The sequence below is a fragment of the Sorangiineae bacterium MSr12523 genome, from assembly GCA_037157775.1.
In the GTDB taxonomy this organism is placed as follows: Bacteria; Myxococcota_A; Polyangia; order Polyangiales; family Polyangiaceae; genus Pendulispora; species Pendulispora brunnea.
In genome coordinates this window covers 12,385,882-12,401,748 of the sequence record CP089982.1, presented here as the reverse complement: position 1 = coordinate 12,401,748, position 15,867 = coordinate 12,385,882, and the positions used below count along the sequence as shown (strand labels likewise).

The following is a 15,867-nucleotide window of genomic DNA, read 5'->3' as shown; positions in this document are numbered from 1 at the left end:
GCGTTATTTGGTATCCAGCAGCAGGAACAATCCGCGCCGGCTGGGAACCTCGACATGGATGGCCGAACCCTGGATCGAGGAGGACGTGGCCGTCAGCTGACCATTGTCCGGATCGAAGGTGCGCACGGTGGCGTAGCCGGCTCCGACGCGCAGATCTTCGGCCACGGTGGCATCGGAGTCATTGAAGACGAAAAGGAGCTCCGCGGTGCGGAGGGAGCGGTGCTCGAGGAAGAAACTCAGCTGGCCATCGATGGCCTCCGCGATCGGAACCACGTCGGCAGCACGCACCGTAGTGCCGACTTGGGCGGGGGCGGCGCTGCGGGCGCGCGCACGAATGCGCTCGGAGAGCGCGCGTACGTCGGCGTCGCGGGTTTCGGCCGACGCGAGGCCGAGGGCGCGGCTCGGCAGGGCGCCTTGCGTGATCACCGGAATACCGGCTTCGGCGATGCGAACCACGGCGCGCAGGACCTCGGGTGAGGCGGCCGGCCACTCGTCGAGAACGAGCGCGCGAAACTCGGCACGTCCGATTTGAAAACGGCCCTCCCCGATGACGGCCCCCGCGAGACCATTGGGGCTTACGCGATCGTAAACGTAACCGGCTTTGCGAAGCGAAAGGCTGGTATCGGATTCGGGCGCGAACAATTTGGACGGATCGCTCGCGATGCGCTCTTCCTGTTCTGCGTGAAGCCAGGCCACGTCCGGCCGGTGCTGGCCGAGCGATAGTGCATATTGCGTTCGCGCGAACGTGCGATTCAATTGCGGCATCTCGGGCCAATTGGGGTGCGTGCCATCGAAACGGCAGCACGCCACGAAACCTTGTGCCTGGAAGGGGTACCAGGATTTTCCGGGGGCGATTTCGAGCGGATACGGGTGCCCGTGCTGGATAATGCGATTTACGCCGGCCGAATGCATGCGCCCCGCGAGCAAGCGGAGATCTTCCGGCTTTAGCGCGTACGGATCGGGAACGATGGCCGGGAACGCCTCGGCCGTGACCAGCGTTCGCCCCGAGGTGCTGGCCGCCGATGATGCCAATTTGAGGAAGTTGTACGAGCCGCCCGAGAACAGACCCTCCGTTTCCGGAATATCGATCGCGCTGTAGCCATCGAGAAAATCGACCCACCCGCCGTGGGCCTGCAGGCGAAATGCCGTTCCGTGGGCCTTGGCCCACGTTTGAATGGGTTCGATATGCTCTTTGATGAAGGCTTCACTCCGCGCGCGCTCGTAATCCTCACGGACGCGAGACTCGGGGCCCGCCGAGGTGAAGCGGGGCAGCATGGGGCCCGGCGAAAAGATTTTCCGCCCCTCGCACTCGCCGCCCGCCCTGAAGAGCAGAGGGTAAAAGGGCGTGACGTCGTATCCGGCGGAGCGGCGGAAGCTCGATGCGAAGTCCTCACCCCACGGAAGATCGGCCAGAAGCTCAAGGCTGTCCTCGAACACGGCTTCCGGGCCGCGGCCGAGGGATGCCAGCATCGGGTCGGCGAAGCCAGAAAGGAACTGCGAAATGCCGGCGTGGCCGAGGTGATCGGCGACATAGCCCTTTCCGCCGGAGTAAGCGCCTCCGGTCGCGTATTGCCCGACGATTCGTTCGTAAACGGCAAATATGGTCCAGCAGCCATTGGGGACTTTGAATCGAACCTGGCCGTCGTGCACATTCGCGGTGAGATCGCGGAATGCATCGAGCACGGGAATGGTGTTCGTCCCTTGGACCCTCGCCGCGGTCACGGCGATGAGCTTTTCCGGGAGCGGCGACGGATCCTCTTTGAGAAACTCGACGGGTGAGTCGTGCTGCGGTTTGGCCGGCGCGGGAATGGGACCGTCGTAGTCGAGAGGTCCGCAGAGGTTGGACGCCGAGGGACTCAACGTCAACTCGTGCAATCGGTGTTCGGGCTCGATGAACGGACCGCCGACCGGCCAGGCGCTCCCCAAGGTGACGTCGAAGCCAAGGCCTTTCGCGCGTGCGGCGCGCGAGGCGTCGTTCACGTGGGACCAAAATGCCTCGCTGCCCACGGAGAGGATCTCCGGGTGGCTCGCGAGAAAGGCGTCATCGAAATTCGTGGAGAAAGGTTGTACTTCGACGCCGCCGTAGCCAGCGTCGTAGAGCGCATCGATGTCCTGCTGGAGTTGCTCGGTCTCGACGGCGCCGCCCGGCCACCACCAGCGGACGTAAGGATGAAAGCGTCGGGGCGGGTTCGTGAACGTCGCGGTGTCGAAGACGGAAAGATCGACGCTCGATCCGTCGGTCTTCGTGTCGCCTTGGTTGGAAGAGGACGACGAGCACGCTGCCGCGCAGGCAACGACGCCCGAGACGAGGAGAAGCGTGCGGGAGAAGGAAACGCGATCGCGCATGGTGGGCTCCGAAGCCAAGTAGAAAGGAGTCGTTTCGACAACGGTCAACGGGCAAATTGAAACGATTCACATCGACCTTTCTACTTATGGTTTCGGCCGATGACTTTGTCGAGTCCATTGGTGGCCACGTCAGCATTGGCGCGAAACGACGGAAGAAGCGCGTCGAATTGCAACGAACAATGCCGATTACGATAAATTGAAATTCGTAAACAGCTCACCGAAGGCGGACGAGCAGGCGCGCCGCCTCTTCGAGTTCGCGCGCGGAGCGCACCTCGAGCACCTGCGTGCACTCGGGCTCGTAGCGGCCCATGGCGCTATCACCCATCGACCATGCACCGCGCGGCTCGGGCGAGAGCCACACGAGAGCACGTGCGCGCTGGCGGATGCGGCCGAGCACCTCGGGGGCGGCCTCGTGAAAATTGGTGCGGCCGTCGCCGAGGATCACCACCGTCGTGCGCCGATCCACGTCGTGGAGGTAGCGCGCCTCGAAAGCGCGCAGCGCGCGGCCGTAGTTCGAGTTCGAGGTGACCGCGACCACCTGCCCGCTGTATGCGCGCGCCAGGGCCACATCGATGGACTCCCGCTGAAAGAGCTCGGTGGTCTCGGCCAGATCGCTCACGAAGACGAAGCTGCGCGTGCGCTCGAAGAGATCGTGTGCGGTGGCCACGAACTCGAGCATGAAGCAGGCAGCCGCACGCACCGAGTCGCTCACGTCGCAGAGGAGGACCAGCCGCGGCTTGTCGCGCCGCCGCTTCTTGCGCACCGGTTCGAACGGCACGCCGCCCGTTTTGAGGGCCCGGCGCAAGGTGCGGTGCGGATCGATGCGCCCGCGCCGCGCATGCCGCCGTTTCAGTCGCTCACCGCCGCGAAGTCGATCGGCGAAGCGCCGGACCGCGCGGCGAACCTCGTCGATTTCCTCCGGCGAGAGGCGCACGAAGGGCGTGCCGGAGAGCGTCGCTGCGGGCCTTTGCTCTTGCTCCGCGCGCTGCGCGACCACGTTGCGCACGTGGGTCCGCACCTCCTCGGCCGCGCGATCCAGCTCCGCCTTCAGCGCATCGGCAAGGAGATCGCCGCGCTCGCCGAAGGCATCGCGCAGCCGGGCGCGGAGAGCACCGAGGGCGCTGCGGGCACGCGGAACACCGAGGCTCTGCTCCACGCGGTAAGCGAAAAAGCCGGCTTGGAGAGGGTTGTGCAGCGCGTCCAGCGAGCGCTTCACGCTGGTCAATTGCAGCAGGCGATCGAGCTCGGCCCCGCCATCGAGCAGCGAACGCAAAGGGTTCTCGCCGCCGCTGGATGCCGCAAGCGCCTCGAGCTGCGTGCGCAACTCGTCCAATTCGTTCTGGGCGAACCCGGCGGCGGCGAGGCGCTGCCAAATATCGCCGCGAGGCCCTCCGTGGGCGCCTCGGAAAAAGGTGTCGAACGTGCGCTCGAAGCGGGCGCGCTCCGTCGCGCGGTCCACGATGACGGCGGCCAAGGCATCGCGCAGGGTTTCGGCGGAGGAGAGCCCGACGGCGTTGGCCGCGCGCACGCAGTCGATGGCCTGCGCCGTGGAGATGACGAAGCCGGCACGGCGGAGCGACCAAAGAAGCTCGTCCAGGATGCGCGTGACCGCGCGGGCGTCGGGCATCGGCTCAGGATTCGGCGAGCAGCGTACGCACCAGCGCGTCGATCTGCGCTTCGTGCGAGGGATCGTAGCCGATGACCACGTCGCGCACGACGCCGCGCTTGTCGATGACGAACAGAGTCGGCAGCGCCGAAATGCTGTACGCGCGGTGCGTGGCCGCGCTCTCGTCGACGGCAATGCCGAACTTCATGTTGGCCTTCTCGGCAAAGGCGGCGGCTTCATCGCGGCCATCGGTCGTCATACCGATGACGCTCAAGCCTTGCGCCCCGTAGCGCGCCTGCCAGGCGGAGAGCGTCGGGGTCATGGCGCGGCATGCCCCGCACCACGTGGCCCAAAAATCGAGCAGCACCACGCGCCCGCGGAGCGAGCTCAGATCCTTGTGCACGCCTTTGACGGCGTCTACCTTCGTCCACGCCGGTGCGGGGCGACCCACGAACTCCAGGCGATTCTGCTCGTCGCGCGATGGGCGCGGCGCGAGGGAGACGTTGAGCGTCGATTCGACACCGTCGCGAAGCACCGTCACGCGGAGCACATCGCCCGTGGCATGACCGCCCACCACGCGCTGCACCTCTTCCGGCGAACCCACCTTCGTGCCATCGATGCGAACCAAGAGGTCGCCGTCGTGCACCCCCGCTTTTTGGGCCGGGGAGCCGCTCATGACCTTGGTCACGCGCACGCCCGCCGCATCGCGCGGCGCGTCCATGCCGATGCCGAGCCATCCTTTGCGGGCACCTGACTGCGCTTGAACGTCGCCGCCGTGCGCCAGGGTCCACCCGAGAGCCAGCGCCGCCAGCACGACGCGAAAACGATGCACCATCGACAAAAGATTAGCCCGAATCCGGCGGCGCCGCAGCGAAGCCACAAAACATCGTGGCGCGACCCCGGCCTCCGACGAATCGAAGCCCGAACTCGCGCCACGCGGATTTTCTGATCGAAGGTAGAGGAAGCTTGAGCGAAGCTAAGAAGAAGCGAGCCGAAGGATAAGAGCAGCTTGTCGCGGCGATACCTCAGAACCCGCCAATTCGGCCAAGACGAGCGAAGAGGTCGCGGTGGCCAAAGAAACTCGGGAAAGGGGGGGTGCGGGTGTCCCGCGCACATGCACGGGAAGGAAAACGGAAGGCAAAGAGCTACAGAGTAGGCGAAGGAAAGGAATCCAAGCTTCAAGGACCTATACGTAGAAAAACGCGACGAAACTTACGAAGAGTTGCGCGCAACGAGGACCTGAAGGAGCAAGGGATCCTGCCCGAGCTTCCCCGTCGTAGCCCAACGCCGGGGAACGTTGCGTGCGGCCCCCCATACAGCAGCGGACATGCCAGCGCCCCCTCTTTCCCACGGAATTTGCGCCATCCCGGCCTTTTCCTCGCAAGACCAGGCAACTGGAGGATCCACCCCAGCCGCCCACCGTGCTCGAGAAGAGTGACAATTCAGTCAGGGTCCAACCGAGAGGTCTGCAAAATTTTCAGAGTCGCTCGCCAAGCAAGGGCAACGGGTACCCTGAGCGTCGTGAAATGCACGGTGCACACGAGTGAATGGCCGTTGGCGGGTGCGCAAGCACGTACGCGCCTCGACGCGAGGCAGCGGAACGCGGCATCTTTCGCGGGCGACCCGACGAAACGTCACCCCTTGTGTCGTTTGCATTGACAGCGTTTCCCACACGAGTATCTTCCCGGCCTCACAAGGGCGCCCGTAGCTCAGCTGGATAGAGCACTGGTCTACGGAACCAGTTGTCGGAAGTTCGAATCTTCCCGGGCGCGCTAAGTTGAAGTGAAAGAGAACGGAGTAGACCCAGGGTTCCATGCCCTGGGTTTTTTGCTTTTGTGCTGAAAAATAGGCCCGTTCGGCGATCGGCACGTGCTGCACAAAGCGTGAGAAACGGTTGCAGAGTGCACGCGATCGGGTCCGAAAAGCTTGCTGAGGCAGCTTCTGGGGGCCGAGACACTCGCAGCACGGGACAAGCGGTTCCGGAGCATCGACAACTGGTTCCGGAGGTCGGACAGCTCGTTCCAGTACTCGGACACGTGGTTCCTGAGGTCCAGACAACTGGTTCCGAAGGCACGGACACGTGGTTCCAGAGGGCCGGACAACTGGTTCCGGAGCGGTCCAGCGAGCTCTTCATTCGTCGTTGTTCTTTGTTTGCGGCTTCCGACACCTGGTTCCAGAGGAGTCGGACAAGGCGTTCCGGTGCCGTGTGGAACCGTTTGTCCAATCAGCGTTTTGCTCGGTGAAAATACGTGGCCGAGGTTGCGCCGTCCCCCCGGGTAGGACGACGAGCTGGACATTATTTCGCTACTCCGTCGATCGCACGGGCGGTCCTCCTCCACTCCTGCATCCGCCTGAGAACGAGTTTACCCTCTCTCCGATGTCCCATGATCATCATGGCGCCGAGGCGAACAGCACCCTCGGGTGAAGAAGAAGCGCCGCGCTTTCGCGCAGCGTCCAATGCGCACGGGTCAGGGGATCCGAGTTGCGCTCGGAGACGAGAGCTGGACTCGTGGCCACCTCAAACCCCTGGAGGCGAAAGTACTGCCGCGCTCGCAAGAGGTGGTACGGGTCGGATACGACGACCGCGCGCCTCTCGCCCGCTGCTCGGAGGAGTAGGGTCGTGCGCTGCGCGTTCTGCTCCGTCGAGTGACTCTCCGCCTCGAGGCGAGCAGCGTTCGCGGGGAGCCCGAGGCCGATAGCGTAGTCGCGCATCGCCTCAGCTTCGCTCGGCGCGTTGTCGCCGACGCCCCCGGAGAAATAGACCACGGGTGCGATGTTGCGTCGGTAGAGTTCGACCGCCTTCTCGACACGCGCACGCGCCGCCGGACACGGCGAGTGGTCGGGCCGGACTCGCGCCCCGAGAACGACGATGGCATCGGTCGGCTCCGCGTGCTCCTCCTGCCCAAAGCGGTCGACTCGTACCGCGATGAGCAGGACAACGGCCGAGAGCAGCGCGAGACTTGAGAGAATCCAGCGCTGTTTTGATTTCACGAAACGGATACTGGTCAGCACGGGGCTCCGAAAAGCGAACGAACCCGAGGTTCCCTCATTCACAGTACCTCGGACAACGCCGCCAAGGAGCGCGTGATTCCCACGCTGCAAACCGCCTATCCCGCTCTGAGAATGCCATTGTCTAAATCTAAAGACGGCCAGGAGGAGAGGCGCGAAAAGCATCCTTTCATCGTTCGATTTTTCGGACGGCCAGGAACCGCGTTGGCAGCGTTCGGGGCCGGGCTCCATGGCGACGGGAAAGCTACGCTCCGTCTTCGAGCGCGTCGTTGCCCTTGGATTCAGAAACGGAGCGTCGAGTCGCTCGGATACCGGTGGTGCTCTACTTCCGCTTCTTGCTCGGCTTCTTCTTCTGAGGCGCGCGCGGCTTGCTGCTCTCGGGAGCTTGGGGTGGCGAGGTGGTCGCCTCCTGCGGATACGGGATTTCCTCTCCGAAAGATCCATCTGGTAGTGACAGCCGAACCGTCGTCGGTCCCCATGCGCGAACGCATTTGCCCTCTGGATGATCCTCCATGCACTCCTCGTCCTTCGACGAATGCAACAAGAGGTCAGGGCGCCCGTCCTTGTTAAAGTCCTCCACGTCGAAGATCAGCCCATCTTCCGCCACGCTGATTTCGCCGTCTTTGGTGACGGTGAGAATGGCGCCATACTGCTCCTCGGCCTGCCAAGGGTATAAGTGTCGCACGAAGGCAAACACCTCCTTGACCCCGTAACTGTCAAAGTCGAACACGGGAAGCAGGTCGTACTGCAGCCAGCCGTAGACATCACAACACGCGCCGCCCCCGACGTCGGGTTCTGTAGGAAAGTGCCAGGGGGCGCTTACCCGGCCATCCTTGCCCATGAAGCGAATCGCAACTTGTGCTTTGACGGTGGCATTCTTGCGCCAATCATCGACGCTGTACGAATCGAGCGAGTATGACCACACCCCCGTCCCTGCTTCAACGCATGCCTTCTCACCGGTGACAGGAGGAAGTTGCTCAATCGGTGCTAGCTGTAGCGGCTTATCGGGCAGGCCACCTTCTCCGGGCAGGCCGCGGTCTCCGCTCGCTCGATCCTTTGCCAGAACCTCCGCACGGGCCGCTTCGGCGGCATCAACAAGCTGTTGGTTCGCTGCCGTCAGCCGTCTACATGCCTCGCCACTCGTGATCGCCGCGCTCGGCGGGACAACAGGGCTCCGGGGAACGGCGATATGGACGGAGGACGATCGTGTGGTGGGTGCACTGCAGCCGGCAGCCAAGAGACTGCTCGATAAGAGTGTCCAGCAGGATCGGCGACGAACTGCAGCGCAAGCAACCATCCATCGCTTCATTCTGGTGACCTCATCGCGAAGAGAGGTTGCGTGCGAGGCAAGTTGGTGTTCATCGTCGAATGGAAAAACGCCCCAGAGACCCTGGGCATTCGGCGGTGTCTATCATCGGAGGATCGCTGAACGGCGGCCATGGCCAGGCGAACGCCCTATCTTCTTGATGCGATCCACCCGCGCACCCGCGACGCAGTACGTTTGTCCGAAACGCAGTACGCGATGAGCTACCTCGGCTTTGGTGTCTCGGCTTCATATTGGAAGGTGGCTGACAGTACAGACTGGGGCGAGATCGTGCGTTCCGCGGGAGTGCCCACCTTCTGCCAACTTCAGAACGGCGAGTCACCAGGCAGTCCGAAGCCTGGCGACCCGCTCGACAATACATCACGTTTCGATTCGCGACCGCATCCCTCGCGTCAGTTGTCCGTGGAGAAGCTCCGGTCTTTTAGATGTTCTTCCTCTTCTTCGTAGTACCCTGGCCGGAAAACCATAAAGCCTTGACCCGGCGCCGTTCTGTCATCCTCGTCAAGGTCCGGTACGTCAATCAAAGGAGCGTACATGCTCAATCCCAGAGCTTTCGAAACAAATCCCTCATCCTCCTCAAGATTCGGATCTTTCGAGCGCGCCCAATCTCGCGTTTCAGAGGCAGGATGACCGAACAGGTCATACCCGTCGTAGATGAGGCGTCCCGCGCCGACGTGAAACTCGACCGCATAGCAGACGCCGCTACCGTCGAAACTGACGACAAAGAGATCGTAAAAATCCGACTCAGACACGTCGAGTTCGGTACGCTTGTGCCGGTGATCCGGACGACGTCCAATGGCACGAGTTACCTCGTCCCGAGTCATTCCGAATAGGATTGGTCCTACGCCTTGGTGGGGGATGATTGTCATAGCTTCTGTCCTAGCTCCCAAATGTACTCGCCCATTTGCTGAATCGCACCATCATACTTTGCCCCGTGAGTGGCCCGGACAGCATCCACGTCCATCTTCAAGGCATCGAGGAATCTACCTTGTTCGATCAGGGCCTTTTGTTCGGCTCGGAACGCCTTGGATTTATTCCAAGCTCCCCAAGTACTGGTCCGGAGATGATCGACGCGAGACATCCAAATAGCGGGCGCATTACCGTGCGTGACGCCTTCGAGTCCAGCCTTCTCAATCGAGGCCCATGCCGGCATGTGGTGTATTTCTCCGCCGATATTTAGCGCGTTGCGGATGGCCTTTACCTTCGAATAGCTGCCGCCGATCTGTGCGACCTCTTCGACCACCTTTGCCTCGGTGCCGCCCACGAAAAGACCAGCTATCCCAACTGCGACCGCCCCGCTCGCATACGAGATGTTCCGTTGGTGCTGCGGTACCTGGACGTAGTCCCGGAAGGTTCCGATCGCGTCGGCGACAGGCTGCGTCACCCTTCCGACGAAAGAACCGGCAAGGCCAAGATGTCCAAACCCGTTCGCCAGCTCGGCCATGCTGTGAATCTGATCGAGTCCCTCATCGAGACCACCGCGGAACGAGTCGTAGTTGTGGCGCGCGACCTGTCCAGGCAGACGTCGAATCGTGTCCAGCATGTTTCGCTGATGGTCGAGGTCCTGCACACTCTGGGTCGTTCGATTCCCATATTCGGTGCCAGAGGCTTTATCCTCAACGTCTGCTTTTTCGTCTGAGCGGCGCGCAAATATCGTTAGCGTAATCGGACTCGTTGAGTAGTCAATATCGACGTGCGTAGGCGTCATGGGAACCGTGCCGCCGGCAGGTGCACTCTGATACCCGGTTGGGTCAACAAGGCTCAGTGGATTGTTGAGTACATACGAATATCGATTGAGGCTTTGGGAAGAGGTTGGCTCTTGAACGAACGGGTCCGCGGATAGGAACCGCCCGATCCTCGGATCGTACATTCGCCCCTTCATGTTCACGAGTCCGATGTCGTCCTCGTCCTCTTGCCCCGTAAATCCAAGGCTCTGCGCCCGCGGGGCGGTTGGACCTCCTCCGGTTGCCCAGTCCGGATTACGACGTTGCCCGAATGGGTCATAGCTCCTTCGCTCGACGATGCCCCCCTGATCATTGCTGATCAGGTCGACAGAGCCGTCGTGTCCTGAATGGACATATTGAACCTTGCGGGAGACGTCACCAGTGCGCCCGCGTGTAAAGTTGACGATCGCGAACGCGCCATCCGGGCCGTTCACCTGCATCCTATACTCGACGGTGCCGTTCGAACGGTCTTCGGTTCTTTCGTAGATTCCTTCGATGTAGGTCGTCGTTTTGGAGCCGGAGGTTTTACGGACCCGCTGCTCATACGCATCGTATTCGAATTTCACAGCACTATTCGGCAGCCGCATGCTTCGCGGCTTGTAGAACGCCGTGTATTCGACCTCGACCTCATCGTCGGAATCAGGTCCGGCCGGCCGGGTAATCTGATTGCCGTTCTTGTCATAGTCGTATTTGCGACCGTTGATGCCTCGTACCGCGTGCGGCTTGTTCGTGGCGTCGTACGTGTAATCCCCCACACCAGACTTATACTTAATGTTACCTATTTCGTCGTACTTGTACTCGTAAACGGACCTGCCCGAAGAGGTCTCCGCCTTCAGTAGTCGATCGACAGCGTCATAGCTGAACGTTTCCGTTTGGTTCTGCCGATGATCAAAACGAGTTTTCAGATTACGGTTTTGATCGTACGAATATTCGACACTCTGAAGAGGGTCGGCGTTTGCTTGCGCAGTCACAAGCGAGTGGAGGCTACCCGTACTCGGATAGTAAGTTCGCGACGTCGATAGCCCATTTCCAAGCTGGACGCGCGTGACTCGGTTCGCTTCATCGGCGGTGTCCCAATGCCACAAAGTCGAGTGGTCCGAGCCATCTTGGATCACGGTCTGGTTACCGTAGTCATCGTATAAATAGTCTGCGGCAAACGTAATATTGTTCGCGCCTGGATACGTAACGCGATGAAGCTCCTCGCGGGTATTGTAGCTCCTTTCGACCACAAAAGATTCGAGCCGACCCGTGCTGGTCGGGACCAACGTCGTCGTTTTCGATGCGCGCCCTACAGAATCGTAGTCGAAGCGTAGCGCTATACCGTCCGTCCCGGTGGCCGCGGTGAGCCGACCAATGGCATTCGAACCTTGGTCGTAGGTCCGAACACTCTTTCCGTCGTCATCCATTTGTGTTGTCAGACGACCCAATGCGTCATGACAATAGGCAGTCTCCTGCCCCTTGCTATCGATCTCATCGATCGGGAGACCAAATGCATCGTAAACAAGTTTTTGCGTCCCGAGATCTGGATCCGAACTCTCGGTAATTCGACCATAGCTGTCGACGGTATATGCGATCTTGTTTCCCTTTGGATCGATGATGGTTCGCAGGGCACCAAACGGCCCGTATCCATACGTCGTCGAGAGACCATAACGGTCGTCCGAACGAATCACATGTCCACGACCATCCCGAACGACGGAGCTCTCTTTGCCGTATCCGTCGGTAGTGAATTCCGTGGTTTCGACATATCGGTGTGCAGTTGTAACGCCGTCGGGCGCCGTAACCTTCTCAAGCCGAAGGCGATTGTCGTAAGCGTATTGGATCAGGTCTGTTGCGCTCGCTGCAGATGCCGCGAACGGCAATGACTCTCGTCGTACGCCGCCGAAGGCCCAGTACTCCGTAAATGCTTGTGTTTGCTGCCCGCGTAGCCCGCGCGTACGTACCTGGAAAGGACGCCCTAGCCGATCCAACATTGTGGCAGATGTCGCGCCTGTTGTGTCCTGCGCATGTTGAGTAAAGAGCCATTCTCCGGCGTATTTGTCCCTTGTGAGCCAGTAGCTCGTCGATGATCCGTCCGGCCGGCGCTCGCGCATTAAGTTGCCAAATGCGTCGTAAAGCATCCAGACATGCAAGCCATTCGGATCAACGGCCGCGATGGGCAAGCCCAGATATGGGTTGTATTTAGTGTACGTAGTTTGACCCAACGCATTGCGAATGGCGTGCGGATAGGTCCCGTCCGGCTCGTACGTTACTACCGTTTGCCGTGCGAAACCGTTGGCATCACTCACTGTCGTACGGACGACATTGCCGAATCGATCACGCCCAAGGTTTGTATCGAGCCAGTGAACATCGTCTGTTGGCACTGCGATTGTGCTGCGGTTCGCGAGGCCGGTTGCTGGATCGTAGAACGTTTCACCCTGGCGCACCTGAGTACCCTCGGGGGTTTCGTCTGTGATCGTCACCCCGCGGGGCCGGCCAATTATCCATGAGCTGGTGTCATTAAGATATGAAACAACCTTCGTGGTTTTGCTCTGACCAGCGCTGGCGTGCGGCGCCGCGGTAGTTGTCGTCTCGCTTAGTGGGTTTCCCAGATCATCGACGCGACCAATGTCGGTCGTTCGGGAGCGGTAAACGCTTTGCCAATTTACAAGCAGTCGAGGATTAAGCGTCCGAATGATGTCTTGAGGGGGAACAGCGAGTGTCTCGTACTCGTCCGTTTTCTGCAACAAGAGCCGAACAAAGTAGGTGGTGCCAAGGTTTGTGTCCTGGGCCGCTGAAGTTGTCTCCCCCAGCGACAACCACACATCGCGTGGCGTTCCCGGTCGAACGACTGGATCGCCGAACATCAAGGTAAATGTGGGCCATCCTACCTTCGGATAGTTCCGATGCTGACTATCGTAGAACGTGGGGTCATAAATCGTACGCGTCCAGCGCGACGGCGTCGCGCCGGTTCTCTCTTCGTCGTACTGGAACTCAGTGCGGGCCCGGAACCCAAGCCAACCACGGCCCAGTCGGTCCACGTAACCATCTTCATAGAAGTAGTGGGTGTTTTTCGCACTTGGATTAAATTCGCCGGGCGATGAATCGGCCGAAATGATGGTACTGCCTGTGTCCTGTCGCGTCTGAGAGACCACGAACTTGGAACCGACGAACCTCTTGCACGGATATGCACATCTCGGCACGTCATTCACTGCATTGTAGTATGGTCCGGCTCGACCGTCGTTACGCGAATTGATGTCAATGTTTGGACTACCTGGTGTTGCAACAAGGGGCGCGTAGGATATGAGTGTCGTCACATGACCGTATATGTGAGGCGTCCCTTGATCCAGCTCAATTCTACCGTCCGTGATAGACGTGATTGCGTCCGTCTTTACGCGGTTGGCCCAAACCGGGTCAGTTACGTGCAGACGGGCCAAGATGCGACTCGTTTTTTCTGATATCAGGTCTTGCAGACCGTCACCGTCGACGTCTCCAATTCTGGGGCCTTGCCGGGTAGGCCACACACCGACGGTCCAAGGCGTATTCTCGTAGGGTAGCCCGATGTCGTTCCAGCTTAGTAGGGCACCTGTGGAAGCGCTTTCGGAGCGTACTAGAAAGAATTTCCGGTAAGCTTCCTTATCGTTGTCATCGAACCAGTTCACTCCGGGTGGCAGTGCGCCATCTTTGTTGTATGGCACGAGCAGATCCTCCCGCCCGTCGCCGTCATAATCCAGCACGAGGCTATGTTGCAGATGACTAGCGGTTAGTCCGATGCCTTCCAACCCGGACCGATCAGCGTGAACGAAACCCTTGCCGGTGTTGATCCAAAGGTCGGTCTCCGCCGTTATGAAGTTCCCGTAGCTGCTGTTACGGTGGCCGAGATTGCTGGCAAGGAGATCTTTAAGTCCATCGCCGTTTACATCGAAAGCCACAACAGTCTGCTGGAGTTCTAAACGACTTTCTTGACCTGGGCCGCCGATCTCGCCATCGGCTTTTAGACGAAGGCCAAATCCGCTGTCAGTAAATGTCATAGTTCCGTTATTGTCGCCGGCGTTCTTCTGCCACGACATAATTTTGAAATGCCCATTGTCTTTAAACATGGGAGCGCCGTCGCCGACATCACCGCAGAATATTGGCGAGACCAGGATGTCATGCCACCACCGTTGGCATGGATCGAATACGACCTCTTCTTTGCCGTCTCCGTCGACATCCATTGGAATGAGGTTAGCCGCAATCGTGACACGGTCCAGCTCTGGTATTTCAATTGCTCCGCCGAACCCCGTGATGCCGTCGTGTAGACGGTAGCGCCACTGACCTTTACATATATGAATATAGTCGCCCTCGCCCTGACAGTACGGTATGCTTTCTCCAGAATCATCAGGGATGGTACGCTCGAGTAGATCTTTGATGCCGTCGCCGTTCAAGTCTACGAGGTAGAAGCCCGTCATCAAGTTGTCCCGTAGAAATAGGCCGCGCGGGTAATTCAGGTCGCCCCCATCCCCTCCAGCGCCCATCCAATACTTCCAACGGAGCGCGCGTTTTGACCTTGGAATGCCGGTGTCGACCAGCTCGAAATCATTACCTGTCGAGCGTAGATATCGCCAGCTTGATGACAGATCTGTGAGAAGGAGATCTGTCTTTCCGTCTTGATTGTAGTCGATTGGAAAGCCCCGCTGAAATCTGCCTGCCTGAAGGGGGTCGTTCGACGGGGCACTCGTGCGTACTTTAGCGGTGAGGGGGCCACCATCGCTGTGAGGAGAGGGTTTCGGCGCGCCAAATACGATGTTCCACTTTTCCTTATCGGGGAACACCATGTCGTCGCGTCCGTCGCCATCGACGTCCATTATTACAAGTTGCCCGCTCTCACTTTCTGGCGGCATGTCCACGCCGTTGTTTCGCGGCGGTTCGAATCCCGGCTGTGCATTTTCCCATTCCAGGACCGTAGGCCGCTTGCACGCACCGAGCGTGCATTCCGTGATCGTTCGGAGCAGGGCGCGATGGTTCTGCTGCGCGGGGGTTTCGACTTTGGGGGGAACATAGCTCAGAACGTACGACCGTACAGAGCTCTGGCCGTTGTCTGCCACGAGCGAGATCTTTTGAAGAAGTTTCGAAATTCTTCTTTTCCAGCCCAATCGATATAGTGTTTGAATGTCCGACGGATCTCGGTCGACGTATTCGAAGCGGACAAGTTTGTCATGGGGAAGACCGCTTGCGTGGCCCCCGTAACGAATCTCGTGCGGGTAATGTTCCTCCGTATTCGTCGCGGACGCTACCTTGTCATATGAGAAGTCCATCGTGTTGCCGGACCGGTCCCGAGTCGACTTGATTGACCAGACGTCCGTAACGGTGCCCACGTCCACGGACGCATCAGCGAGCCCGAATTCATCGATGCGCCCGTCTTTTCTATATACGGTGAAGGATTGTGGCCCCGTGTAATTGCTTGGATCGTTTGAGCCGCCATGTGAAATGACTTTTGCGAACGTGTCTGGGAACGTGCGGTATTCGGCTCCGTCCGCACCGTAGTTTCCACTGATTGCGACAAGACGTAGCCCGTTCAGGCAAAAGCGGTCGGCGGCGTCGAAACGGACTTCGCGTTTTGTGCGGTCGTCGGAGTAGTTAAGGTCGCATCGATGAATGCTAGAAAATCCGCTGAGCGAGAATCCGACACCCACGTAGCTGTTGCCGCCGTTGCTGTTGTACGACAATGCTACATTCGGCTGCATGCCGAGCCGACCGGGGGGGACATCGATGGGAATCGTGTAGGTGGCCGATCCATCGGCACCGACCTGAAACTGGCCTGGAGTCCAACCGATATTATTCGTCGGGACGAGCGTGAGCGTTGGCCATGGCGCACGACTCTCCGCGGGCGGCCCCTCAGGTAA

Annotated in this window: 7 protein-coding genes and 1 tRNA gene; 1 reads left to right on the top strand and 7 read right to left on the bottom strand. The window is 60.1% G+C overall.

Translation table 11 applies throughout. The annotated features are described in order from the left end of the window. Positions 1 to 3: 3 nt before the first annotated feature. The 3 genes from LZC95_49005 to LZC95_48995 all read right to left on the bottom strand — a co-directional run bounded on the left by LZC95_49005 (position 4) and on the right by LZC95_48995 (position 4,787). Complete coding sequence (locus LZC95_49005) at positions 4 to 2,346, bottom strand: hypothetical protein (protein ID WXA94373.1); 2,343 nt, start codon at positions 2,344 to 2,346, stop codon at positions 4 to 6. A gap of 214 nt (positions 2,347 to 2,560) precedes the next feature. After that, a complete protein-coding gene (locus tag LZC95_49000; protein WXA94372.1) occupies positions 2,561 to 3,973 on the bottom strand; it encodes a VWA domain-containing protein in 1,413 nt (470 codons plus the stop codon). A 4-nt stretch (positions 3,974 to 3,977) separates the two neighbouring features. Beyond that, complete coding sequence (locus LZC95_48995) at positions 3,978 to 4,787, bottom strand: redoxin family protein (protein ID WXA94371.1); 810 nt, start codon at positions 4,785 to 4,787, stop codon at positions 3,978 to 3,980. An 863-nt stretch (positions 4,788 to 5,650) separates the two neighbouring features. Here LZC95_48995 and LZC95_48990 point away from each other — a divergent pair. After that, a tRNA-Arg gene (locus tag LZC95_48990) sits at positions 5,651 to 5,724 on the top strand. 619 nt (positions 5,725 to 6,343) lie between these two features. On the opposite strand, the gene LZC95_48985 is transcribed toward LZC95_48990, so the two are convergent. From LZC95_48985 to LZC95_48970, 4 genes are all read right to left on the bottom strand, one after another. Beyond that, on the bottom strand, positions 6,344 to 6,943 hold the full coding sequence (locus tag LZC95_48985) for a YdcF family protein (GenBank protein WXA94370.1): 600 nt from the start codon (positions 6,941 to 6,943) through the stop codon (positions 6,344 to 6,346). A 340-nt stretch (positions 6,944 to 7,283) separates the two neighbouring features. After that, positions 7,284 to 8,198, bottom strand: coding sequence for a hypothetical protein (locus LZC95_48980; GenBank protein WXA94369.1), 915 nt, complete (start codon positions 8,196 to 8,198; stop codon positions 7,284 to 7,286). A gap of 479 nt (positions 8,199 to 8,677) precedes the next feature. Continuing rightward, complete coding sequence (locus tag LZC95_48975; GenBank protein WXA94368.1) at positions 8,678 to 9,154, bottom strand: hypothetical protein; 477 nt, start codon at positions 9,152 to 9,154, stop codon at positions 8,678 to 8,680. After that, positions 9,151 to 15,708, bottom strand: a complete 6,558-nt coding sequence (locus LZC95_48970; GenBank protein ID WXA94367.1) for an FG-GAP-like repeat-containing protein — start codon at positions 15,706 to 15,708, stop codon at positions 9,151 to 9,153. Before LZC95_48970 ends, LZC95_48975 begins: the two co-directional genes overlap by 4 nt. Positions 15,709 to 15,867 lie beyond the last annotated feature (159 nt).

Coding starts and splice junctions, on each gene's coding strand:
- LZC95_49005 (WXA94373.1), bottom strand. CDS start 2,346: ATGCGCGATCGCGTTTCCTTCTCCCGCACGCTTCTCCTCGTCTCGGGC.
- LZC95_49000 (WXA94372.1), bottom strand. CDS start 3,973: ATGCCCGACGCCCGCGCGGTCACGCGCATCCTGGACGAGCTTCTTTGG.
- LZC95_48995 (WXA94371.1), bottom strand. CDS start 4,787: ATGGTGCATCGTTTTCGCGTCGTGCTGGCGGCGCTGGCTCTCGGGTGG.
- LZC95_48975 (WXA94368.1), bottom strand. CDS start 9,154: ATGACAATCATCCCCCACCAAGGCGTAGGACCAATCCTATTCGGAATG.
- LZC95_48970 (WXA94367.1), bottom strand. CDS start 15,708: ATGCAGCCGAATGTAGCATTGTCGTACAACAGCAACGGCGGCAACAGC.